Origin of the sequence: Pseudoxanthomonas sangjuensis, assembly GCF_010211755.1 — a bacterium.
Taxonomy (GTDB): Bacteria; Pseudomonadota; Gammaproteobacteria; order Xanthomonadales; family Xanthomonadaceae; genus Pseudoxanthomonas_A; species Pseudoxanthomonas_A sangjuensis.
In genome coordinates, this window is the sequence record NZ_PDWR01000021.1 from 21,696 (window position 1) to 45,322 (window position 23,627).

Annotated in this window: 15 protein-coding genes and 2 tRNA genes; 6 read left to right on the forward strand and 11 right to left on the reverse strand. The window is 67.7% G+C overall.

Translation table 11 applies throughout. The features are described 5' to 3' along the window. Positions 1–15: 15 nt before the first annotated feature. Positions 16–858 (reverse strand): SDR family NAD(P)-dependent oxidoreductase, encoded by an 843-nt coding sequence (locus tag CSC71_RS11410; RefSeq protein ID WP_162374506.1) that lies wholly within the window; start codon positions 856–858, stop codon positions 16–18. Positions 859–868: 10 nt separating this feature from the next. Beyond that, on the reverse strand, positions 869–1,339 hold the full coding sequence (locus tag CSC71_RS11415; RefSeq protein ID WP_162374507.1) for a 2,4'-dihydroxyacetophenone dioxygenase family protein: 471 nt from the start codon (positions 1,337–1,339) through the stop codon (positions 869–871). Between the two features lie 203 nt (positions 1,340–1,542). Between CSC71_RS11415 and CSC71_RS11420 the strand changes: the two genes are divergently transcribed. Both CSC71_RS11420 and CSC71_RS11425 read left to right on the forward strand, forming a co-directional pair. Continuing rightward, positions 1,543–2,592, forward strand: coding sequence for a helix-turn-helix domain-containing protein (locus CSC71_RS11420; protein WP_162374508.1), 1,050 nt, complete (start codon positions 1,543–1,545; stop codon positions 2,590–2,592). Positions 2,593–2,725: 133 nt separating this feature from the next. Then, complete coding sequence (locus CSC71_RS11425) at positions 2,726–5,389, forward strand: LuxR C-terminal-related transcriptional regulator (protein WP_162374509.1); 2,664 nt, start codon at positions 2,726–2,728, stop codon at positions 5,387–5,389. 22 nt (positions 5,390–5,411) lie between these two features. Here CSC71_RS11425 and CSC71_RS11430 read toward each other — a convergent pair whose 3' ends face one another. The 8 genes from CSC71_RS11430 to CSC71_RS11465 form a co-directional block, all read right to left on the reverse strand. Then, positions 5,412–5,945, reverse strand: a complete 534-nt coding sequence (locus CSC71_RS11430) for a hypothetical protein (RefSeq protein WP_162374510.1) — start codon at positions 5,943–5,945, stop codon at positions 5,412–5,414. Positions 5,946–5,995: 50 nt separating this feature from the next. Continuing rightward, entirely contained in the window at positions 5,996–6,421 is a 426-nt protein-coding gene (locus CSC71_RS11435; RefSeq protein WP_162374511.1) for an EF-hand domain-containing protein, read from the reverse strand. Further along, positions 6,418–7,644 carry a TIGR03032 family protein gene (locus tag CSC71_RS11440; protein ID WP_162374512.1) on the reverse strand — a complete coding sequence of 409 codons (1,227 nt, stop codon included), beginning with the start codon at positions 7,642–7,644 and terminating at the stop codon, positions 6,418–6,420. The genes CSC71_RS11435 and CSC71_RS11440 overlap by 4 nt, the downstream gene beginning before the upstream one ends. A 158-nt stretch (positions 7,645–7,802) precedes the next feature. Further along, a complete protein-coding gene (locus CSC71_RS11445; RefSeq protein ID WP_162374513.1) occupies positions 7,803–13,814 on the reverse strand; it encodes a hypothetical protein in 6,012 nt (2,003 codons plus the stop codon). 187 nt (positions 13,815–14,001) lie between these two features. Then, complete coding sequence (locus CSC71_RS11450) at positions 14,002–15,543, reverse strand: M4 family metallopeptidase (RefSeq protein WP_162374534.1); 1,542 nt, start codon at positions 15,541–15,543, stop codon at positions 14,002–14,004. A 609-nt stretch (positions 15,544–16,152) separates the two neighbouring features. After that, positions 16,153–16,227, reverse strand: a tRNA-Val gene (locus CSC71_RS11455). A gap of 80 nt (positions 16,228–16,307) precedes the next feature. Further along, entirely contained in the window at positions 16,308–17,936 is a 1,629-nt protein-coding gene (locus tag CSC71_RS11460) for an FMN-binding glutamate synthase family protein (RefSeq protein WP_162374514.1), read from the reverse strand. A 39-nt stretch (positions 17,937–17,975) separates the two neighbouring features. Further along, a tRNA-Leu gene (locus tag CSC71_RS11465) sits at positions 17,976–18,062 on the reverse strand. A gap of 161 nt (positions 18,063–18,223) precedes the next feature. On the opposite strand from CSC71_RS11465, the gene CSC71_RS11470 reads away from it, so the two are divergent. Then, positions 18,224–18,949, forward strand: a complete 726-nt coding sequence (locus CSC71_RS11470; RefSeq protein WP_162374515.1) for a hypothetical protein — start codon at positions 18,224–18,226, stop codon at positions 18,947–18,949. A gap of 101 nt (positions 18,950–19,050) precedes the next feature. Here the strand turns inward: CSC71_RS11470 and CSC71_RS11475 are convergent, their stop codons facing one another. Next, positions 19,051–20,055, reverse strand: a complete 1,005-nt coding sequence (locus tag CSC71_RS11475) for a LacI family DNA-binding transcriptional regulator (RefSeq protein WP_162374516.1) — start codon at positions 20,053–20,055, stop codon at positions 19,051–19,053. 93 nt (positions 20,056–20,148) lie between these two features. On the opposite strand from CSC71_RS11475, the gene CSC71_RS11480 reads away from it, so the two are divergent. The 3 genes from CSC71_RS11480 to CSC71_RS11490 are packed head-to-tail and all read left to right on the forward strand — an operon-like array spanning position 20,149 to position 23,583. Continuing rightward, positions 20,149–21,201 (forward strand): sugar phosphate isomerase/epimerase family protein, encoded by a 1,053-nt coding sequence (locus tag CSC71_RS11480; RefSeq protein WP_162374517.1) that lies wholly within the window; start codon positions 20,149–20,151, stop codon positions 21,199–21,201. Between the two features lie 27 nt (positions 21,202–21,228). Next, positions 21,229–22,446, forward strand: coding sequence for a nucleoside permease (locus tag CSC71_RS11485; RefSeq protein ID WP_162374518.1), 1,218 nt, complete (start codon positions 21,229–21,231; stop codon positions 22,444–22,446). 12 nt (positions 22,447–22,458) lie between these two features. Continuing rightward, positions 22,459–23,583, forward strand: coding sequence for a Gfo/Idh/MocA family protein (locus tag CSC71_RS11490; RefSeq protein WP_162374519.1), 1,125 nt, complete (start codon positions 22,459–22,461; stop codon positions 23,581–23,583). Positions 23,584–23,627 lie beyond the last annotated feature (44 nt).

A 23,627-nucleotide genomic window follows, 5' to 3' on the forward strand; every position in this document is an offset into this window, starting at 1 on the left:
TGTGGGGTTCCGGAATCAGACGAAGCCGACGCGGCGCGCGTCCTGCAACATCAGGCGCTGCGCCAGTCGTCGCGAGCAGCGACGCAAGTAGTAGAGGGGAGCCGCGAATGGGCCGACCAGCACGAGCTCGCGCCGCTGTCGCACGCCGCGCACGATCGCATCGGCGACCACGTCGGGCCGGCCGCCCTGCTTCGCGTAGTACGCCGTGAGGCGCTCGTACTGCGCATCGCCGATCGACGCGGCGACACTGGCGCGGGCCTTCGTGATCTGGGTATTGATGATGCCGGGGCAGACCGTCGTCACCCCGACCTGCGCACCCTTGAGCTTCAGCTCGAGGCACAGGCTTTCGCCCAGGCCCACCACCGCATGCTTCACCGCGGCGTACGCGCTCATGTTGGGCGCAGCCACCAATCCGGCCAGCGACGCGACGTTGACGATGCGGCGCTCTCCCCCTGCGCCGACCATGTCGGGCAAGAAGGCGCGACAACCGTTCACCACGCCCATGAGGTTGACCTGCAACACCCTTTCCCAGGCCTCGACCGGCGTGTCCATGAACGAGCCGAGGTAGCCGATGCCGGCATTGTTGACCAGCACATCCAGCGCCGGGATGCGGATTTCGCTGCGCACCCACCGGGCCAGATCCGCCATCGCCTTCGCATCGGCAACGTTCACGACCCGGGTGGCGCAATCCCGCCCCAGCGCCAGCACCTCGTCGCACGCCTTCTGCAGCGCCCGATCGTCGATGTCGACCAGCACGAGGTTGGCGCCGGCCCTGGCGAACGCCAGGGCCGTGGCGCGACCGATGCCGGAAGCGGCTCCCGTCACGAGGACCCAGCCCGCGCACTCTCCCCTGCGCATGCCTGCGGCCTCAGCCAAAAGCCGTCAGGTCCCGGGGCGTGATGCCGGCCTGCTCGCAGTAGGACAGATAGCGCTGCAGCCCGGTCTTCCAGTTTTCGATGGCCAGCACCTGGCCGTTCGCATCGAGGAAGATCAGGTCGCCCACCACGATGTTCAGCACGACGACCTGGCCTTCGTCGCCGACCGCTTCCGGCGTGTGGCTGGACGCGGCGGTTTCGAACACGACGCTGCCCGGGCCGGCGATCCAGTCGTGCTCCTTGTACTTCCAGCGTCCCTCGATCGTGTAGACGATGACGGTGCCAGAATGGTGGTGGCGCGGCAGTTCCATGCCCGCTGGCGCCTTCATCAGCACGATCATCTCGCCGCGGATCGGATCGAGCTTGAAATACTTCAGGTAGACGTCGTTCGTATAGGGCGCGAAGGGCACCCAGGGCAGCGCTTCGTCGTCCATTACCGAAACATGGACCTGCTCGTGATACATGAATCCCTCCTGTGGCATGCGTGGCTGCCGCCGACTAGAATCCGCCGGCAGCGGGCTATGTCTTTCCGGGAAAACCCGGGCCGGGATACACCGGTAGTACCATGGTCAGCGGAAGCATCGGAGTTGCGCGAGGTCCGGTAACGACATCTTCCTGTCAGTTCTCGACAGCCGCGAAGTTCCGGACAAGCAAGGGGGAGACCGCCATGAACACAGCGCGCAGGGTTCCAGTCCGGTACCTGGTCCTGCTTCGCGATTGGCTCCAGGCCCATGGAGTCGATACGGTCGCCCTGCTGCGCATGGCGGACATCGCCAGCGCAAAGTTCGACCAGCGCGACGCCGCGCTGGAACCGATGGAAGTGGAGGCTTTCATCGCCAGCGCGCGCCAGCTGACGGGCCACAGCGATCTCGGCTTCGAGCTCGGCCGGCTGATAAAGATGACCTCGCACGACCTGCTCGGCTACGGCATGCTCAGCTGCCGGAACATCGACGAGGTGATGCGCCTGGTGATGCGGCACTACCACCTCATGACCGAGACCTTCTCCTTTCGCTACCAGCGCGAGCCGGCGGGCGCGGGCGAAGTGGTCTACGCACCGACGATCGCGATGCCGCTGGAGATGCTGCGCTTCTACCTGGAGACCCTGGCGGTCGCGCACGACAACCAGCTGCGCTCGATGCTGGGCGGCAGCGGCGGCGGACTCGACATCTTCGTATCGATGCCGCCGCCTCCGCACATCGCGCGCTATCGCGCATTGGCGCCGACGCGGTTCCATTTCGACGAGGGCTCCCTGCCCAGCGTGCGCGTGGTCATGGGACCGGACGTCCTCGACCACCCATTGCCGTTCGCCGACGTCCACCAGATGCGGGAAATCGACCGGCGTTGCGAGGCCATGGGCCAGCGGCCACGCAGCACCAGCCAGGACTGGGTCGAATACTTGCGCATGATGATCCGGCAGTCCGACGGGCAGGCGCCGACGCTGGAGAGCATTGCCCAGAGCAACAGGGTTTCCCCGCGTACCATCGACCGCTATTTGCGGCGGGAGAACCTGAGCTTCCGGGAACTCCTGCAGCAGGTGCGCTTCGAGCGCGCCTGCGAACTGCTTCTGGGCTCCGACACCACCGTTTCGCAGATCGCCGTGCGGCTTGGCTTCAGCGATTCGGCGAACTTCGGCCGCGCCTTCCGGCGCGCCATTGGAGTGACTCCCACCGAATACCGCCGGCGCGCCAAAGAGAGGCACGGTGGCCTTTCTTCATAGGGCGCGCTCCACCGATCACCCTTCCTCGCGCCCTGCCCTTCGTTTCCATCGCCCTTCGTTCGCCGTATCATCATCCATGCAACAGATCGCCGGTGTCGCCCTTACTTTCTGAATCAGTCATGCCTCATCAGCGATGCTAGAATTCGACGCCGTCCTGAAAACGGCTCCGCCGCGACTGCCTGAATCCTCGCTCAAGCGCGAGCGGCTGACCCAGCGCTGGAAAGATCTCGCCGATCGCAGCGCCGTTGCGGTGATCGCCCCCGCGGGCTTCGGCAAGACCACGCTCCTGCTGCAATGGCGGCAACTGTGGTCGAACCGGAATGCCACGGTCGCCTGGCTTGGCGCCGACGCCGAGGACGACCCCGCGAGGTTCACCTCGATCCTGCTCCATGCGCTGGCGCATGCACACGCGCCCGACTCCGCTCCCTTCGATTCGCTGGCGACGATGTACGGCAGCAGGCCCGGCCAGGAAATCGAGGCCATGACGGGGGCGCTGGCCGAGATCGCCCGCTCGGACAGCGAAACCGTGCTCGTCATCGACGACGCGGAACGGCTGCCCGAGGCGACGCACGAACTGGTCCAGTACCTCTTCCTGAATGCGCCGGCCAACTTCCGCCTGCTCATCGGCTCCCGGAAGCCGCTCCCCATCAGCGCCACGGAATCGGCCGCCAAGGGCCATCTGGCCATTCTCAACCACGAAGACCTCCGCCTTCGCCTGGAAGAATCCCTGGAAGTCATCAAGCGGCGTCTTGGGCGGAAAGCGGGCGCGAACGAACAGGTGCATCTGCACGAAATCACCCAAGGCTGGCCCATCGGGTTGCAATTGGCCATCTCGGCGGTCGAGCACCAACCGGACATGGCCGACGCCGTCAGGTCGCTGTCGACCAGGCACGGCAACCTTCAGGAATACCTGGTCAGGTCCATGTTTTCCCGGCTTCGCGAGCCGTTGGCGTCTTTCCTCGTCCGGATTTCCGTTCTCGACCATATCAACCCGGGCCTTTGCGAGGCCGTTGCCGGTCCGTGCGGCCCGCTGATCCGGCAGGTCGTCGATGAAGTGCCCACGACGGTCCTCGGCGAGGACGATTCGCTGGTATTGCATCCGCTGGTCCGCGATTTCCTGCACGACAGGTTCAAGCAGCTCCCGCAGCGGGAGCAGATCGAAACCCATGCCCGCGCCTCCCGCTGGCTTGCCGACCACGGTCGATTCGACAGCGCGGCGCGCCATGCGTTTGCGTCCGGGGACGAACCGCTCGCGCATGCCTGCGTGGCGCGCTCCCTCTGGGCGCTGGGGACCCAGGGAAGGCTGGCCGAAGCGCGGGAATTGGTGGAACGCATTCCCTCCCTCATCCTCGCCGCGGACACCCGGCTCAGGCTCGAGGCGGCCTGGCTGGACGCATTGGGCGAACGGAACGAAGCCGCAATGAGTGTCGCGCGCGGCGTTGCCGAGGATCCGGAAACCGTCCCGCAATTGCGCATGACCGCCCTCAGGGTGGCGGGCGGAGCGGCCGCGTATTCCGATCGCGTGGGATTGCTGCCGGGGATCATCGAGGCTTGGCCGGACGCGCCCGACCAAGCGGACGACCCTCTCTACAAGGCGGCGCCATTGAACGCGCAGGCGCTCGTCGCATTGCATGCCGGCGCCAGTGGGCACGTACGCGAACTGCTGGCCCGGTGGTCGGCCCTCGGATCGTCCGGGTCGCTCCGGCTGGCCGCCGCGCTCGGCCGGGCCATGTCGTGCCTGAGCCATCTATGGGACGGCAATGCCTGCCTGGCGGAAGAAGGGCTCGAAGAAGCCCTCGCCCAAGCCGAAAGGGAAGAAGGCCGCCGCGGCATGATTTCCTGCATCCTCGCCGCCGTTCTGACCGCGGTACAGACCGAGCGCGACCGGCCCCAGGCCGCGCTGATGCTGATGGCGAATCGACTCGACGTCGTCGAGCGGTCGGGCTTCCCCGACACGATCCTTGCCGCGTATCGCGCCCTCGCCCGCATCGCGATGCGCCAGGGCGACGACCGGCGCGCCCTCAATCTGCTCTCGAGCCTGCATGCGATCGGCAAGGGCCGCAACATGCCCCGCCTGTGCATGCACAGCCTTGCGGACCGGATCCGGATCCACGCGATGCGCGCGCGCATCGAAACCGCGGCCAAGCTCGCCTGCGCGCTCGATGAACTTTCGCCCCGCTTCCAGTCGCGCGAATTCCAGCCGTTCCTTGCGCAGCACCAGCTGGCCTCGCGCATGTCGCAGGCATACATCGCACTGGCCCGGAAGGACCCCGATGCCTCCCGGCTGCAGCTGGAAGCGGCCGCCGCCATTGCGGACAGGCTCAATTGCGGGCGCGAGGCATTGACGATCAAGGCGCTTCGGGCCGTCGTGTCGAGGCAACTCGAGTCCGCCGATGCGCTGCCCCTGCTGGCGGAGGCGCTGGGGCTAGCGGATATCGGGGGCATCGCCAGGCTGGCGGAAGACACTCATCCGCTGGCCGCCCGGATGGCCCGCGAACTGCGCCATCCGGATGGGCCCGAGGGAGCCGGCGCGCCGTCTCTCCCGGCGTCGGCCAATCGCGGCGCCACGGCCACCCCGGCCCCGGCGTCATCCGGCCACGGCTTGCTCACCGCGAAAGAAGCGAATGTCCTCCAGCTCCTGGCCCAGGGCCTGCCCAACAAGCTGATCGCGAATCACATGAGCATCAGCGACGAAACCGTGAAATGGCACCTCAAGAACATCTTCGGCAAGCTCTCCGCGGGAAATCGCCGGCATGCGATCGACCGCGCGCGCCTGCTTGGCCTGGTGCGGCACTGACGGCCGGCACGCCCTTCCGGCGTCATGCGGGTGCGCCGGGCCGTGGCCGGGGCGGCAATGGATGCAGTGTCGCCCCTTCGAAATAGGACACCCGCAGCTGCAGGCCCCTCGGCGAATAGCCGATGAAGGCCGAATCGGCCGCGGGCTCGAATGCGCGGGTATAGCGCGCCGATAGCAGCTGGTTCTCCAACTCCAGCAGAACGCCTATGCTCTCCGGCGTCGCCTGCGCGGCGGTGTAGTCCTGCAGCACCTGCCGCGCGCGGTTGAAGAAGGGAACCGCCTGCTTGTGCCCGCGGAATTCCGGGGCGAAGAACTGCCGGTAGTAGTACAACGGCTGGCGCAGGCGCCGGGGAAAGCTCAGGACTGCCGTGCCGACGCCGCAGAGCGCGCCATCGCCGCTGCGGGCGACGCATACCGCCTGGCGTGCGCGTATCGCCGCCCTTTCGGGATCGGGCACGGCGTTGGTACGTCCCCACAGCTCGACCAGCTCGGCCGTGAGTCCGGCATCGACCTGCTTCCAGACCGGAATGATTTCGAACGGCACTTCTGTGTTCAATTCGGCAATCCCCTGACGGCGGCGGGCTTCGGCGAAGCCCCTCCGCCCAATCACTTCTTCCCGGCTGCGGCCCGGGCGGCCAGCCGGCGCACGGCCACCACGTACTCGGCGAATTCCAGCTTCTGGTCGTGGTTGGCATCGAATCCCGCCAGCGCCGGCGCGGACTTGCCCGCGCGCCTGACCAGTTCCAGGTTGGCGTACTCGCCGGCCTCGATCGCGCCGCTATGGTCGGCATCCAGCGCCTGGAACTGCTCGCGCAGGCGCAACTCGAGCGCGATCGCGCGCGCCAGACCCGGATAGCCGGCCTGGAATTCCTGCCGCGACAGCGTGCCGTCCTTGTTGGTGTCGAGCGCGGCGAAGATGGCCCCGGTCCCGGCCTGCGGCTGCGTACCCGCAGCGGGAACCGCGGCCTGCGCAGCAGCGGCCGCTGCCATGAGCAGTCCGGCGACGGTCGCGGTGAACGTGTTCGTCCTCATGCGGTCACGGCCTCCGCGCCAAGCTCGGTTTCGAAGGTGATGAGCTCGCGGATTTCCGGCGTGCGCAGCCCCACCACCATCGGATTGCGGACGTTGGGCAGGAAGCAGATGTCGAAGATCTCGCTGATGTCGCCCTCGAAGCGGATCCAGTTGCTCACGTCGCCATTGGCCAGCGAGATGATCTGCACGCCGCACCACGGCTCGGCGTCGCGCTTGCTCAGCTCCTCGTCGAGCTGCAGGCCCTCGAAGCGCTGGTTGCGCGGCTTCGACAGTCCGACCGCGGCGACGTTGCCGATGATCGACAGGCCGCGCGCGAAGCCCGGCACGAACGCCAGCGGCACGAACTTCTTCGTCTCGAAATCGACCCAGCCCAGGTGGCCGGTGCCGGCATTGAGCACCCACAGCTTGCCGTTCGCCCAGCGCGGCGAATGCGGCATCGACAGGCCTTCGCACACGATCTCGTTGGTGGTGATGTCGATCACCACGCCGCCGTCGTGGCGCCGGTCGCGCCAGCCATCGACGGTGTCGCTCCTGCAGACCGCGGTGACGTAGCGCGGCTCGCCGTCGACCATCGCCAGGCCGTTGAGGTGGCAGCGGTCTTCGGGCGCCAGCTTGCTGATGAAGTCCGGCTTCCAGATCGCCTTGAAGCTGTGGGTCTGGCTCAGCTCGGCCAGGCACGAATACTTGGTGTTGACGAACACCACCTTGCCGTTCCTGCGGATGCCCAGCTCGTGGATGTCGAGGTCGCCGATGGTCTGGGCGTTGCGCGGCACGTAGCACTTGTCGAACTGCTGGTGGATCACCTCGTTCGGGCGCAGCACGTTTTCGAAACGCCACAACTGGTAGAGGCCTCCGAGGTAGATTCGCTGGGCGTTGCCGACCACGCCCATCGCGCGCTCGAAAATGCGCTCGAAGAACGACACCCGCCCCTGCCGGTCGCTGCCGACCAGATACAGGCGCCCGCTCTGGTAGGACGAGATGGCCAGCGAGATCCGGTTGGCGGCGAGCCAGCCGGCCAAGCCGCGCGAACAGGACTTCTCGACCTTGAGTTTCATCAGGTCCAGCGGCGGCTTGGCGGCCTTCGCCTGCGGCGCCGCGGGCGCCGCCGGAGGCGGAGGCTCCACCGTCTGCAGGATCGGTTCGGCCGCTTCCTGCCCCGGCTCGCCGGCAACCTGGCTGCTGGTTTCCCCGGCGCTCGTGCCGGGAGCTTTCTTCTTTGCCACTTACTGCCACTCCTCGAACCCGGCCGGGATCCCGACCGCAACTTGCTGAAATTCGCCGGCACCACCGACGCGCGCTCCGGAGGCTACTCCTCCGGAGCCACGCGTTGGCGTGCCGCCGGTCGGCCGGCGGAAAAAATCCGGCCGGCCGATCTACCCGCTTACCAGCTGTAGCGCACCGTCAGCTGCGCGCCGGTGACGCTGTCCACCGCACCGCCATCCATCCAGTTCGCGCCGCCGGCGACCGACAACCGGCCCTTGCGGGCGCCCAGGCCCAACTCGACCATGGCACTGGTGCCGTCGGTGCTGGTCGTGCCCTGGATGCCGCCGTTGACCGCATGGTCGAAGTCGCCGTCGAACTCGCGCACGACGTTGAACGAGCCATACGGGATCAGGGTGAAGCCGCCGCCCTGGAACGTCCGGTCGAGGGCCACGCCCAACCGGGCGCGCGAGGACACGCCGCCATCGTTGGCGAATTCCGCCTGGCTGGCGTGCAGCGTGCGGATGTCGCCGATGCGGGTGTGGGTGTACTGCAGCTGCGGCACGACGTTGAGCCCGCCCGTCGACGTCCAGGCGGTGAAGCCGCCCTCCACGTTGAACGACTGCGCCGACGCCTTGGTCGTGTGCGCGCCCAAGGCCGAGCGCAGGCGCGCATCGACGCCGGTCCAGCGGTGCGACACGTCGACATAGGCGCCGTGGCCGCCGAACCAGGTGCCGTACAGGCCGAAGGTGCTGCCGTCGAGGCGGTTGCTGCCCGCGCCCTGCAGGCGTTGGCTGCCATCCGACTTGCCGATGAATGCGCCGAAGGCGATGTGCTCGGACGGACGGGTGTCGATGCCCGCTTCCCAGCCATGGTTCGACTGGTGGAAGCCGAGTCCGCCCGCACCGAAATTGCCGCTGTAGCGCGCGTCCACGTCGCCGCTGTCGGTGAACAGGCGCATCCACGGCCCCACCCCGGCCTGGCCCGCTTCCGGCACCACGCCCATGCGCTGGCGGAAAGTGCCGACCTGGGCGTTGACCAGGCTCTGCACGCCCGGCGCGACGACCGCGGCGAGCGAACCCGTGGCGTTCAGGCCGACGACGTCCACGCCCAGCGACACCGAGTCGTCGGACACGTTCAGGCCGAAGTCCATGGTGACGAAGCCGTCCTGCGCGAACCGCACGCCGCCCAGCACGAAGTCGCCGGCGAGCGTGCCGCTCGTGGCGATCAGCGGAACGTCGATGTTCGGCGCGGTCGGCAGGTCGAGCAGGTTCACGTTCAGCGTCTGCGTCGTCGGCTCGATGATGCTGCCGTCGACGTACAGCTGGTCGCTGGCCTGGTTCAGGCCGCTGACGTCCAGGTTGATGGCGCCGTCGCCGGAGAAGTCGCCGGTAATGGTCAGCACGTCGTCGGGTGCGCCGTCGACGAAGCTGATCACGCCGTTGTTGTAGAACGCGCCGCCGTTGGCGTCGATGGCGTTGTCGGCGCCATTCACGACGATCGTGCCGTTGTTGGCGAACGCATCGATGCCGGGAACCGCGAACGCCGCGAAGTCGGCGGCAGCCGCATCGACCACTTCGGCGCCCATCAGGATCGAGGCGTCGTCCATGAGGATCGTGCCGCTGTTGACGACGTAGTCGTTGCCATCGCCGAAGTCCGACTCGCCGACGACGCGCCAGGTGGCGCCGGCCGCGTTCTCCAGGGTGTCGTCGAGGCCGCCGGTGACGACCGCGCCCGTGAGCGAACCGCGGTTGACCAGCGTGGCCGCCGCATCCGCACTCGAGGAGATGGCGATCCGCGCGCCGTCGCCGATGGCGGCGATGGTGCCGGTGTTGGTCAGCACGTTGCTGCCGTAGGACTGCATCGACACCGCGGTGGCCGTGGCGTCGTCGCCGTAGGCGGCCGCGATGATCGTGCCGCTGTTGTCGGCCTGGACGCCGGTTTCGGCGAGGAGGTTCGCACCAGTGGCGTTGGCGGTCGGGCCAGTGGCGACGGCAAGGATGTCGCCGCCGTTCGTCAGGCTCGCACTGCCGTAGAAGCTGTTGGCGAGCGCGCCGACCGCTACCGCGTCGTCGGCCTCGGCGACGACGCTGATGTGGCCGGCATTGGTGATGCCCGCCTCGAGCGCGCCGATTGCCACGGCGCCGTAGCCGTGCGCGACGCCACCCTCGGCGCTGGACGCGACGCGGATCTGGCCGTCGTTGTCGATGGTCGTGGTGCCACCATCCGTCACCCGGTTCGGGTTCGCCCAGTCGCAGGTGTAGTACTGGCCGTAGGGGCCGTCCTTGTAGCCGCAGTCGTAGGTGACCGTCTGGTGCAGCGCGTACGCGTAGCTGCCAACCGCCCAGGCATCGCCCTCGACGGCAGTGGCACTGGCGCGGATGGCGCCGGTGTTGGCAGTGTCGGCATTCCACTGGGCGCGAATATAGGTTCCGTGGGTCATCGCATAGCCGAAATCGGCGCTGGAGACGGCTTCGATGTCGCCTGCGTTGACGATTTCGCTGGTCCCGCTGCTGGAGTAGTAGCCGATGGAAGCGCCTATCGCGCCCGCTATGGCGGGGCGCTCGTACGCCGCACTGTCGGCGGTGACCGTGGCATGCGAAACGAGCGTGCCCGCGTTGTAGATCGTGGCGTAGCTGGCCCCTCGCATCTTCATGCCCTGGGAATGGGCGACGCCACCGTTGTAGTCGCCGTGCAGGCTGCCCGACGAGGCCTGGGCGACGATGGCTCCATCGGCTTCGTTGACCAAGCTGCCGTATTGACCGGCCTTGACATCGGTGGCGTAGGCGATGGCAACTCCCAGATTGGTGTCTGCCGAGGCGGTGACGTTCCCCGAGTTGATGATCGCGACATCGCCCCGCGAGTACACCCCGATGCCGGTCGCGCTAGCCAGGCCGCTGAAGAAGTTCTGGGCGTCCTCGGCAATCGCGATGACATCGACAGTGCCGTTGTTGGCGATCGAGGTACTGCTCCCGAAGTCCGCCCCGGCATAGACGCCTGTGGCGGCGGCGAAGCTGATAAACGTATGGGTGTCTTCCGAGAGGCCGTGGGTGTGGCCGTAAGCGATGATCTGGCCGTCGTTGACGAGGTCGATGCCGTATATCCCGGCCATCACGAGGCCGGCCGCATACCCGCCGCCATACACCGATGTCTCGGCAGTGGCGATGATGCTGGCATCTGCTGCGTTGGTGATATTGGCGTACTTGCCCAAGGCCTGGATGCCCGTCGCCCCGACAATGCCGCGTTCGGCAGAGGCATGGGCACGGATGTTGCCGTGGTTGTCCACGCTTGCGTCGCCGTAGCCGAACGGGCTCACCGCCACAACGGCGGTCGCATAGGCGTAGGTGTCGGCATACCGCTCGGGCATGCCGCGCTCGGTACGGGCGACGGCGTCGATGTCGCCGTAATTCGTCACGCCGACATCGCCCAACAGGTTGTAAGCATAGACGCCCGTGGCGCTTGCCGAGCCGAAGTCGGCCGAGGCGTAGCCCAGGATCGAGCCGGTATTGTCGATAGTGAGCGCACCGGCGTACTTTCCGCCCACCTGGGCGGCCACGCCCCAAGCCGCTGCATAACCCTGACTGGTCATGGCAGTGGCAGCGATGTCGCCGGAATTGACGACGTCGGTGTACCAGTAGCTGTTGGCCGCGAACGCGGCGACACCGACGCTCTTGGCCTGCAGAAAGCCATAGCTGCCGGCCAAGTCCTCCTGCGCCAGCGCAGTCGCCGAGATCGTCCCGCTGTTGTCGACCGACGAGGCGTAGTACGTCGCCATGTTGTAGATGCCGAACGCAGTGGCTTCCGCTTGCCCGTAGTCGGCCTGCCCACCCACGGCGACAGCTGAGATGTCGCCCTGATTGACCGTGATCGCATCCAGCATGGACAGGTTGACCAGGCCCATGGCGACGGTCTGGTCGCCGGTCGCTTCGGCGGAAATCGTGCCCAGGTTGCCGGCGTAGGCGTAGTAGACGCCCACCGAATAGGCACCGTAGGCCGCGGCCATGCCGCCGTCCGCGGCGGCGTCGACGGCGATGTTGCCGGCGTTGTAGAACGCGCCACTCGTATAGCCGAAGTTGTAGGCGCCGATGGCTTGCGCCGTCCCGCCGTCGGCCATGGCGGTGGCGCTGAGGTCGCCGTAGCTGTAGATCGCGGTGTTGAGGCCGTAGGCGCGCGCGGCCGTGGCCAGCGCAATGCCGCCCTCGCCGGCGCTTGCCGTGGCGCCCATCGACACGTCGTTGAAGATGCTGGCCACGTCGGCGATCACCGCGCCGCCGGCTGCGTAGGCATAGCCGCCGGTGCCGGCCGACGCCGTGGCGTCGAGCTCGCCGCCATTGATCAGCAGGCCGATTCCGGAGAATCCGCCGAATGCGAACGTGCCATAGGCGCTGGCGTCGCCGTTCGTGCTCGCCGCGGCGGCGGAAACATCGCCGTAGTTGCGCACGGTGCTCAGCTCGTAGCTCAGCGCGTAGAGGCCGGCTGCGGTCGCGTCGCCGTCCACGGAAGAGCCCGAGACGTCGATGCTGCCGTAGTTGGTGAGGTAGGAGGCCGCCTCGGCCGTGCTGACCACGCCGGCAGCGCGGGCCAACAGCGCATCGCCGTCGGCATGGACGCCGACGTCGCCGGAATTGACGGTGGTCGTGCTGCCATACATCACGGCGTGGTTGTAGATGCCGACGGCGATGGCCACGTCGCCAGTGGCCGTGGCGTCGATCATGCCGCTGTTGTCGGCGAAGGCGTCGTAGACCAGCGCGTAGTTGTAGAGGCCGGTCGCCGATGCGCCGTAGGTTCCATCGGCGATCGCTTCGATGGCGCCGGTATTGGCAGCCGTCGCGTCGCCATAGCGCAGGGCCAGGTTCATCGCGCCGGTGGCGGTGGCGTAACCGCCGGTGGCCTCGGCGCGGATATCCCCGTCGTTGGCGAGGTAGCCACTGCCGTAGCGCTGGCGGGTCAGGTTGACCGCGCCGAAGGCATAGGCGTACGCACCGTCGGCCTGGGCGTGGATCGAGCCGGCATTGACGACCACGGAGTCGTTGTCGCCGGAGGCATAGCCGATCGCGTTGATGCCGGTGGCATAGGCCCCGCCATTCGCCGAAACCGCGTGGGCCTCGATGTCGCCTGCATTGGTGACGGTCGTCGGGCCGGCGTAGCCGAAGGCATAGATGCCATCCGCGTTGGCGCGACCGTTGTCCGAACGCGCGTAGGCCTGGATGTCGCCCTCGTTCTCGACCGTCACGCCATCGAAGAAGCCGGTGGCGTAGACGCCGCGGGCGCGCGCCCAGGCCCAGTCGTTCGTCGCCGTATTCGAGGCGGTGATCAGGCCGCCCTCGCCGTTGTGGACCACGGCGTCGTAGGCGGCGACGCGCACGCCGATGGCGCCGTTCCAGTTGCCGTTGTCGGCATCCGCGTCGGCCGAGACGGTGCCGCTGTTGTCCACGGCGGCGTACTTGCCGTACGCACTGATGCCGGCCGCGGACATGTAGCCGCTCGCGCTGACGTCCCCGCTGTTCTGCACCGAAACATCGGTGCCGTACGCGTCGATGCCGGTGGCGTTGCCGTAGACCGAGTCGGCATTGATCACGCCGTCGTTGCTGATCGCGATGCCATTGCCTTCGGCCGACAGCGCGGTGGCGCTGCCGTGGAACGAACCGGCGGAGAAGCTGCCGTCCGCCAGGTTGTCGACGCTGATGTCGCCGCTGCCCGCGGACACGACGGCGGCGACAACGCTGTTGTAGCCGCTGGTGGCGCCGGCGAAGACATCGCCGCCGTTCACCATCGTGACGTCGTCAACCGCATAGATATCCAGCGCCCCGGCACTGTAGGCCGTCGCGTCGGTGGCGATGCTGCCGTAGTTCGCGAGCGTCGCCGATCCGCTGGCGGCGGAAACCCGGATGCCGTCCGCGCCGCTGGTTTCGATGCCGGTGCCCATGTGGGAGACGATCGTGATGTCGCCGACCCACGACGCGTCCACGCCGGTTTCGCCAGCCGCCGGAATGACGCTGGTGGGCGTCTCGTCGCCCAGCACGACCGTCAGGTCGGCCGGCGGGACGAAGGCGCCTTCCGGGATGCCCTGGGCGAAATCGCCATTGCAGGCATACGTGTTGGTCGTGGCGTTGTAGTTGCAGGTGCCCGCGAAACCGACGGCAGGCACCGACAGCGACAGCACGGTGGCCGAGACCGCCAGCACATGGCGCACGGCTCGGGCGATGGGAGCGACTTCGGGAGTTGCGCGGGTGCGCGCCTTGCGCGCGCCAGTATTCCGGTTAGAGCCGATCATTACTTCCCCTGGGCGGATGTGTTTGTTGTCAACAGGCGTATTGCGCGAAGGAGCGCCCGGCCGTGCGGGCGCTCCTTGCGGCTTCGTCGGTCCGATGCCTGTGCGGTCAGTTCACCTTGACCGCGGACCAGGCGGCGGCAACCCGACTCGCTTCCGTCGAGGTGGCGCCGTACAGGTCCTTCGCGGCCTGGATGGTGGCCGCGCGCGCGCCGGCATAGTCGGTGTCGGCGGTGAAGTACACGGACAAGGCGCGGTACCAGATCTTCTCGGCCTTGGCGCGGCCGATGCCGGTCACGCTCGCCCCGTTGCAGGTCGCCGCGTAATGCTTGACGCCGCTGAAGGTCTTGGCGGCGCTGCCCTCGGCCAGCAGGTAGAAGAAGCGGTTGGCCACGCCCGAGGAGTAATGGACGTCCAGGTTTCCGATGCCGCTGTAGTAGCAGTTGGGCGAGCGGCCGTCGGCGATCGGGTTGAACATGTAGCGCAGGGCGCGCTGATCGGCGCTGCCGGGCACGTTGGCCAGGAAAGCCCGTTCGCCGATCAGGTAGTCCGGCGTGTCCTGGGCGTTGTTGGCATGGAACTCGACCATGGTGCCGAGGATGTCCGAGTTGGCCTCGTTCAGGCCGCCGGACTCGCCCGAGTAGATCAGGTTGGCGGTCTGGGCGTTGACGCCGTGGCTCATCTCGTGACCGGCGATGTCGAGCGAAACCAGTGGCCCGAGCACGACCCCGTCGCCATCGCCGTAGGTCATGCAGAAGCAGCTGTCGTTCCAGTAGGCGTTGCTGTAACGGCGGCCATAATGCACGCGGCTGTAGCTGCCCTTGCCGTTGCCGGCGATGCCCAGGCGGCCGTGTACCGTCTTGTAGTAGTCCCACGTGGCCGCCGCGCCGTACTGCGCGTCGCCAACGACCGTGGCCGGATCGGACGTGGAGAAGTTGCCCCAGACGTTGTCGGCATCCTTGTAGACCTGGCCCGAGGTACGGCTGTTGGAGCCATCGATGGTGCGCATGCCGCCGCGCGACGGATCGCGCATTTCATAACCGCCGGAAACCGAGTTGGTGACCAGGGACACGCTGCCCGAATACAGGGTCTTGGCCGAGCCGGTGACCGCCGCGGTATGCCGGTTGCTCCAGCTGTCGAGGATCCTGCCGCCGTGCGCATCGACGATGTAGGTCATGTCGGCGCCCTCGTTGGACAAGCGTACCTGCCATGCCAGCCGGGCGGCACCACGACCGCGCGCATACACCACCAGCCCGCTCTGCGGCGTGCCGGCGAAGTCGGAGCCGAATTCCGTGCCGGCGACAACGACCGCATCGTCCGACTTGAGCGAGGGACGGGTGGACAGGCCCAGCACCTTCTTCTGGGACAGGGACAGGGACCTGAGCTTCCCGTTCCGCGAATGCACGACCAGATCGCCGCCGATCACCGGAAGGCCGCCATAGGTACGTTCGAAGCGGACGTGTTCCGTTCCGTCGGCATCCACGATCACGTCGCGGGTGACGTAGCGGTCGTCGGCCGAAGCGCGGATGGCCGCGCGATGATTCTGGATCAGGCTCAAGGCCCGGCCCGCGGCCGGATGGTTCGGATTGGCCGCATACGCGGCATTGCAACCCGCCGCAGTCATGACAATCAGCGGAAACAGCTTGGACATCAACGACATGAACACTCTCCCCTTGCACGGACGCGGCCTGTTACCGGCCACCATGTGAAGCACCGAAGAAGAGTGGAGTAGAACCAAGCCCCCCGTTGAATCCCACCCCCTGAAAAGGGGGGGGATGGGCGCCTTGCCGTCCCGATCGACGGACCCGCGCGCCGTACGCGGCCGATGTGTCCGTTTCGCACTGTCGATTGGCGACTGCGGCCTGTGTACAGGCGAGGCAGCGCCAGGTTCGCGTCGCGGTCCGGGGATGCCGTGCCTGGACAGGCTCCCGGCACGGCTCGCAATTCACCACGCGCACGGTGGCACACGGTGCCGCTTCGGCCAGCGCAACGGAAGGGGTTACAGCCATCGCCTCGGCAGGCAATGGCCTGGCGTCGCGAACTGCGGACACCGCCTTCGCATCCGGCCGTATCCGCGAAGGCGCACGCGGCTGTAGGACCGCGGAAACGCCCCCCCTGCCCCCATTCCATGGCAGGCCCAGGACCGGCGCGTCGAATCCCGTCGCCCCTGCAGCCAGCCCGCAGGACTTCGCCGGCCGCTTCTTCGCGGGGCGGAAAGACGAAGGCCACCCGCAAAGGTGGCCCAAGTACCTGAAACCAATGGTGGGCGATAGTGGTTTCGAACCACTGACCCCTGCCGTGTGAAAGCAGTGCTCTACCGCTGAGCTAATCGCCCGGTCGAATCGGGGCGCAAATGGTAATGGCAGCGGCGTTTCCGGTCAAACCCGCAGCCAGGCCGGACCCGCCCGGCCGCCTTCAGATCGACTTCGAGGCGCACAGGGCCGCAGCCCGCGCCGGCGGCGCGAAACTGTCGCTGCGCGCCTCGGCCCAGAAGTCGCGGAACACCGCATGGTCCGGGATCCCGGCCAACAGCTCGCCGGGGGCGACGGAGCGGTACAGCGCCGCCAGCGAGCGCACTTCGGTGGGCGAGACCCGGCGCAGGATGTGCTCCGGACCCAGTTGCGATGGATGCTCCAGCCCGGCCGCGCCGAGCAGGTCGCGCAGCGCCTTCAGCGTGTTCCGGTGGTACAGGTGCACGCGTGCGGCCTTGTCCGCCACGTCGAGGTGCTTCCAGCGGCGCGGGTTCTGGGTGGCGATGCCGGTCGGGCACTTGTCGGTGTGGCAACTCTGCGACTGGATACAGCCCAGGGCGAACATGAAGCCGCGCGCGACGTTGCACCAGTCCGCGCCCAGCGACAGCGTGCGGGCAATGTCGAAGGCGCTGGTGATGCGCCCGGCCGCGCCGATGCGCACGCGCTCGCGCAGGTCCAGCCCGACCAGGGTGTTGTGCACCAGCATCAAGGCTTCGTGCATCGGCACGCCGACGTGGTCGATGAACTCGGCCGGCGCCGCGCCGGTACCGCCCTCGGCGCCATCGACGACGATGAAGTCCGGCAATAACCCGCTTTCGCCCATCGCCTTGGCGATGCCGAACCATTCCCATGGGTGGCCGATCGCCAGCTTGAAACCGACCGGCTTGCCGCCGGACAGATCGCGCAGCCGCGCGACGAACTGCAACAGGCCCAGCGGCGTGGAGAACTCCGAGTGCTTCGCCGGCGACACGCAGTCCACGCCCATCGGCACGCCGCGCGTGGCCGCGATCTCGGCGCTCACCTTCGCCGCCGGCAGCACCCCGCCGTGGCCGGGCTTGGCGCCCTGCGACAGCTTCACCTCGATCATCTTCACCTGCGGGTCGCGCGCGTTGTTCGCGAACTTCTCCGGGTCGAAGCGGCCCTTGTCGTCGCGGCAGCCGAAATAGCCCGACGCCACCTGCCAGACGATGTCGCCGCCGTTCTCGCGATGGTACGGCGAGATCGAGCCCTCGCCGGTGTCGTGGTAGAAACGGCCGCGGCGCGCGCCTTCGTTGAGCGCGCGGATCGCGTTGGCCGACAGCGCGCCGAAGCTCATCGCCGAGATGTTCAGCACGCTGGCCGAATACGGCTGTGTGGTGCCGCCTGCGGTGCCGACGTCGACGCGGAAGTCGTGCGATTCGATTTCGACCGGCGCCAGAGAATGGTTCAGCCATTCGTAGTCGACGCCATACGCGTCCTGCTGGCTGCCGAACGGCACCACGTCCATCACGCCCTTGGCGCGCTGGTAGACCAACGAACGCTGCTGGCGCGAGAACGGCACCTCGGCGGTATCGCCTTCGATGAAGTACTGGCGCATCTCCGGGCCGACCGCCTCCAGCCCGTAGCGGAAGTGCGCGAGTATCGGGTAGTTGCGACGCAGGGTGCTGCGTCGCTGCGCCAGGTCCAGCGTGCCCAGCGTGGTCAACAGGCCGAAGCCGGCAACGCCCCAGATCCAGCCGGGCCAGCGCGTGGCCAGCGCCAGCGAAACCAGGGTCAGGGCGATGCTGAGTGCATAGGCCAAGTAGCGCTGCATCCGTTCCTCGCTTCGAATCGTGACGTGCGTCGCATCGACTGGTGCCCGGGGTGGGAATCGAACCCACACTCCCTTTCGGGTGAGGGATTTTAAGTCCCTTGCGTCTACCAGTTTCGCCACCCGGGCGGTCGTGCACCGGCAATGATACGGCAGCGCGGCGCGGGCCTGAGCCTAGCTTGAACCCCGGTCCGCGACGGGCGGCGAATGCGCCGGCCGCTCCGGTAAGATTCCGGCACCGGACAGGAGGGGCATCGCGTCCGGCCACTGCAACCGCAACAGGAATCCCCATGCTATCGAGCCTGATCGCCCTGGCGCTGGCTACCGCCGCCGCCACGCCGTCCGGCAACGACCTTTCGCTGGTCTGCCACATCGAGGACTGGTCGCCACCGCCGTTCGTTTCCAGTACCGACTCGGCGCGCGCGCGGCTCGGCGACGACGATCGCAAGCTGGTCAACCAGTTCGAGAAATCGCTGCGCGACAAGAGCCGCGAACGCGAGAACGGCAGCATCAGCGTCACCGAGTTCGACCGCTTCGTCGAACGCAGCTTCAACGACGCCGTGCGCGCGCGGCCCGAGCTCAGGCCCATCCTCGAGACGGTGTCGGCCCGCTACTCGCGCACCATCGGCGTCGATCGCGTGTTCGCGCTCAACAACGAGCGCCTGCTCGCCGAGCACGAAGCATCGAAGTCGGCCAAGCCCTTCGTCGGCAAGTACGTGCAGCTGCGCTACCTCGACGGCCTTGCGACCTGGCAGGAATCGATGCGCAAGATCGTCGAACGGGCGCAGCTGAACACGCCGGACCCGCAAAGCGGGCTGACCCCGACGCTGTCCACCAGCGACAGCACCATCGCCTTCGTCCTGGCGCCGGCGCAGCAGGACAGCACCACGCCGCGTACCGTGGCCACCATCGACCGCTATACCGGCGAACTGCAACTGGACAAGACCGACGCCGGCGGCCGGTTGCTGTATTCGCTGTCGGGACTGTGCGACAAGCAGGCACTGCCGCGGTTCTGAACCGGCGCCCGCCGCGATGAAGCGAAAAAGCCCGCGCAAGCGGGCCTTTTCGCATCGGGAGCCGGACCGGGCGCAATCGGGCGGACCTGCCCCGGCGCTTCCTACGGCGCAGGCGCTGCGGTCGATCCGCGCAGCATCAGGCTGAAATCCAGCGTCTGCTGGCGCGGCACTTCCACGGTCTCGATGATGGCCAGCAGGAGGTTGACCGCGCGGATGCCGATCTGCCGCATGGGCTGGCTGATGGTCGTCAACGGCGGACTGAGATAGCGGGACGAGGCCAGATCGTCGAAGCCGACGACCGAAAAGTCCTCCGGCACGCGGATTCCCAAATCCCTGCACGCGGCGAGAACGCCCAGCGCCATCTGGTCGCTGAAACAGAACGCGGCGGTGGGCGCAGACGCATCGCTCAACAGCTTCCTCGCCGCCGCATAACCGGATTCGAGCGAAAAGTCGCCCGGCGCGATCCTCAGCAGGCGCAGGCGCCCCCGCGCCCTGGCAACGGCCTTGGCCCCTTCCAGCCGCTGCTGGTGCAAGGGATTGTCGGGCGGGCCGCCCACCACGGCGATCCGCTCGTGCCCCAGGCCATACAGGTGCTCCATCGCGGCGCGTGCCGCAGCCGCGTTGTCGATGTGGACGCTGGGAATACCCAGCGTCGGGTCGAACTCGCAGCCGTTGACGACCGGCGCGGCAGCGCCCAATTGCTTGACGATCTTCCACGCCGTTGGCGGAAGACGGTGCCCCAGGACGATCATGCCGTCGGCCTCGTTACGCCGCAGCATCTGCGCGTAACGCTCCTCCCGCTCCGGCTGGTGCTGGGTATCGCCGAGCAGGACGGCGTAGCCGGCAGCCTGCGCGGCTTCCTCGGCCCCCTGCAGGATCTGGGCGAAGAAGGGATTGGCGATGTCCGGCACCGTGACCAGGATCTTGCCGCTTCGCTGGGTCTTGAGCGTCCTGGCCGCCACGTTGGGGACATAGCCCAGTTCGGCGACGGCCCGCTCGATGCGTTCGCGCGTGGCCGGCAGGACCTTCTCCGGCCGGGAAAGCGCGCGGGACACGGTGCCTGCCGAGACCCCGGCCTGCTTCGCGATGTCGTAGATGGTGGGCATGGCTTGGTCCGGCTTCCTTCGATGCGCTGCACAACGATTGTCGCGGCTTTCCCATGCTAGATTATGCAATCGATTGCATCGAGACGGATCGGCATGAAAACGCTCAAGGGTCCAGCGCTGTTCCTCGCGCAGTTCATCGGTGACAAGCCGCCGTTCGATCGACTGGACACATTGGCCGAATGGGCCGCCGGGCTTGGCTATTCTGGCGTACAAGTGCCGACGAGCACGCCCCACGTTTTCGATCTGGTCCAGGCCGCGCAGAGCCAGGCCTACTGCGACGACCTCACCGGCATGCTGGCGCGGCACGGCATCCGGATCAGCGAACTGTCCACCCACCTGCAAGGGCAGCTGGTTGCCGTCCACCCGGCCTACGACGTCCTGTTCGACGGCTTTGCCCCGCCGGACAAGCGCGGCAATCCGGCGGCCCGGCAGGCCTGGGCCGTCGAGCAGCTGATGCTGGCGGCCAGGGCCAGCCAGCGCCTGGGGCTCACGGCGCATGCCACGTTTTCCGGCGCGCTGGCCTGGCCGTATTTCTACCCCTGGCCGCAACGGCCGCCGGGACTGGTGGAAGAGGCCTTCGCCGAGCTCGGCCGTCGCTGGCGGCCGATCCTGGATGCCTTCGACGCCTGCGGCGTGGACCTGTGCTACGAGATCCATCCGGGCGAAGACCTGCACGACGGTGCGACCTTCGAGCGGTTCCTCGACGCCGTCGACCACCACCCGCGCGCCAAGATCCTGTACGACCCCAGCCACCTGCTGTTGCAGCAGATGGACTACCTCGGCTTCATCGACCGCTACCACGACCGGATCGGCATCTTCCACGTCAAGGACGCCGAGTACCGCGCCAGTGCGCGCAGCGGCGTCTATGGCGGCTACGAGAACTGGATCGATCGCCCCGGCAGGTTCCGTTCGCTGGGCGATGGCCAGATCGATTTCAAGGCGATCTTTTCCAAGTTCGCCCAGTACGACTTCCCCGGCTGGGCCGTGCTGGAATGGGAGTGCTGCCTGAAGCATCCGGAAGACGGCGCGCGCGAGGGCGCCGCCTTCATCCGCGACCACCTCATCCGCGTGACCGAACGCGCCTTCGACGATTTCGCCGACAGCGGCGCCGATCCGGAAACGCTGCGCCGCATGCTGGGAATTTGAACCGATACCGACCTGGGAGGGGAAGTCATGACGTTCACCATGTCGCGCCTGGGCGCGATGATGTTCCTGCAGTTCTTCATCTGGGGCGCGTGGTTCGTGACCCTCGGCACGTACCTGGTGCAGGGGCCGTTGCAGGCCAGCGCCAGCCAGGTCGCAACGGCCTACCTCAGCCAGTCCATCGGCGCCATCGTCGCGCCGTTCCTGGTCGGCCTGGTCGCGGACCGCTACTTCGCGGCGCAGCGCATCCTGGCGGTGCTGCACCTGGCCGGCGCGGCGCTGATGTGGGTCGCCTCCACGGCCAGCGGCTTCAACACGTTCGCGACCTGCGTCATGGCCTACATGCTGCTGTTCATGCCGACGCTGGCGCTGGTCAACAGCATCGCGATGCGGCACATGCAGTCGCCGGAAAAGCAGTTCCCGTTCGTGCGCGTCGCCGGCACCATCGGCTGGATCGTCGCCGGCGTGCTGATCGGCTGGCTGGGCTGGGAACAGGCGCATCGGCTCGAGCTCACCTTCCGCATGGCCGCGGCGGCCTCGCTGGCCCTCGGCCTGTATGCGCTGACCCTTCCGCACACGCCGCCGCTGGCGCAGCAACGCAATGCGACGCTGGGACAGATCCTGGGACTGGACGCGCTGCGCCTGCTGAAATCGCGTGCCTACCTGGTGTTCTTCCTGGCCTCGATCGCGATCTGCGTCCCGCTGTCGTTCTACTACAACTTCACCAACCCCTTCCTCAACGACCTCGGCGTGCGCGGCGCGGCCGGACTGCAATCGCTCGGACAGGCGTCCGAAGTGCTGCTGATGCTGGCCATGCCGTTCCTGTTCGTGCGGCTGGGGGTCAAGACCATGCTGGCGGTCGGCATGGCGGCCTGGGTGCTGCGCTACGGCATGTTCGCCTATGGTGATGTCGGCAGCGGGTTCGCGTTGCTGGTGATCGGCATCGTGCTGCACGGCATCTGCTACGACTTCTTCTTCGTCACCGGCCAGATCTACACCGATGCCCATGCCGGGCCCGACGCGCGCAGCAGCGCGCAGGGCTTCATCACCCTGGCGACGTACGGCGTCGGCATGCTGATCGGCACCTTCCTGTCCGGCGCGGTCGTGGAGCACTACACCACGGCGGCCGGTCCCGACTGGCGGCAGATCTGGCTGTTCCCGGCGGGCGTCGCGCTGGTCGTGCTGGTCGCCTTCCTGTTCCTGTTCCGCGAGCGGCCGACCGCCGTCGCCGCGTCGTCCGCGCACTGAGGGTCCAGACCGATGAGCAAGCTAGGGGTCGCCATCGTCGGCACCGGAATGATCGGCGCCGTGCATCGCCGCGCGGCGCTGCTGGCCGGCGCCGTCGTGCGCGGCGTGAGCGCGTCGTCGCCGGAGCGCGCCCGCGAAGTGGCGCAGGCCTGGAATGTTCCGCGCGCCTATCGCGATATCGAAGAGGTCATCGCCGATCCGCAGGTGCAGGTCGTGCACGTGTGCACCCCGAACCACCTGCACCGGCCGATGGCGCAGGCCGCGCTGGAGGCCGGCAAGCACGTGGTCTGCGAAAAGCCGCTGGCCACGACGCTGGAAGACGCCCGGGCCCTGGCGGCGCTGGCCGCGTCCAGCGGGCGGGTGGCCACGGTGCCCTTCGTCTACCGCTACCACCCGGTCGTACGCGAAGCGCGCGCGCGCATCGCGCAGGGCGAGCTAGGACCGCTGCGCCTGATCCACGGCAGCTACCTGCAGGACTGGCTGCTGGATCCGGCCAGCAACAACTGGCGCGTCGATCCGGCACTGGGCGGCGCATCCCGCGTGTTCGCCGACATCGGTTCGCACTGGTGCGACCTGGTGGAGTGGGTCGGCGGCGAACGCTTCGTCGACGTCAGCGCCGCCTTCGAAACGGTGATCGCCGAGCGCGCCGCCGCGACCGGCCAGAGTTTCGCCACGCCGGCGGCGGGGGCCGCGATGCAGGCGGTGTCCAGCGAAGACGTCGCCGCGGCCCTGTTCAAGACCGATAACGGCACCCTGGCTTCGTTGACCGTCAGCCAGGTGTCGGCCGGGCGCAGGAATCGCCTCTGGTTCGAGATCGACGGCGCCAGGGCCAGCGTGGCGTTCGACCAGGAAGATTGCGAACGGCTCTGGATCGGATTGCCCGACCAGCGCGAGGAGATCTTCGTGCGCGGCCCGGGCGCGGGAAGTGCCGAGCAGCGCCGGCTCTCGATATTGCCGGTCGGCCACGCGCAAGGCTACGGCAACTGCTTCGAGGCGTTCGTCGCGGACACCTATCGCGCCATCGGGGCCGAACGGCCGGAAGGCCTGCCGACCTTCGACGATGGGTTGCGCTCGGCGCTGATCGTCGATCGCGTCATCGCATCGGCCAGGACCCGCGCCTGGACCCCCATCGGTTGAGCGAAGGGCGACGCGCCCGGCTCCACTCCCGTTCGCAATCATCG

What these genes read in the sequence shown, in the direction of transcription:
- CSC71_RS11410 (WP_162374506.1), bottom strand. Translation starts at nt 858, where the DNA reads ATGCGCAGGGGAGAGTGCGCGGGCTGGGTCCTCGTGACGGGAGCCGCT.
- CSC71_RS11415 (WP_162374507.1), bottom strand. Translation starts at nt 1,339, where the DNA reads ATGTATCACGAGCAGGTCCATGTTTCGGTAATGGACGACGAAGCGCTG.
- CSC71_RS11420 (WP_162374508.1), top strand. Translation starts at nt 1,543, where the DNA reads ATGAACACAGCGCGCAGGGTTCCAGTCCGGTACCTGGTCCTGCTTCGC.
- CSC71_RS11425 (WP_162374509.1), top strand. Translation starts at nt 2,726, where the DNA reads ATGCTAGAATTCGACGCCGTCCTGAAAACGGCTCCGCCGCGACTGCCT.
- CSC71_RS11435 (WP_162374511.1), bottom strand. Translation starts at nt 6,421, where the DNA reads ATGAGGACGAACACGTTCACCGCGACCGTCGCCGGACTGCTCATGGCA.
- CSC71_RS11450 (WP_162374534.1), bottom strand. Translation starts at nt 15,543, where the DNA reads ATGTCCAAGCTGTTTCCGCTGATTGTCATGACTGCGGCGGGTTGCAAT.
- CSC71_RS11460 (WP_162374514.1), bottom strand. Translation starts at nt 17,936, where the DNA reads ATGCAGCGCTACTTGGCCTATGCACTCAGCATCGCCCTGACCCTGGTT.
- CSC71_RS11470 (WP_162374515.1), top strand. Translation starts at nt 18,224, where the DNA reads ATGCTATCGAGCCTGATCGCCCTGGCGCTGGCTACCGCCGCCGCCACG.
- CSC71_RS11475 (WP_162374516.1), bottom strand. Translation starts at nt 20,055, where the DNA reads ATGCCCACCATCTACGACATCGCGAAGCAGGCCGGGGTCTCGGCAGGC.
- CSC71_RS11480 (WP_162374517.1), top strand. Translation starts at nt 20,149, where the DNA reads ATGAAAACGCTCAAGGGTCCAGCGCTGTTCCTCGCGCAGTTCATCGGT.
- CSC71_RS11485 (WP_162374518.1), top strand. Translation starts at nt 21,229, where the DNA reads ATGACGTTCACCATGTCGCGCCTGGGCGCGATGATGTTCCTGCAGTTC.
- CSC71_RS11490 (WP_162374519.1), top strand. Translation starts at nt 22,459, where the DNA reads ATGAGCAAGCTAGGGGTCGCCATCGTCGGCACCGGAATGATCGGCGCC.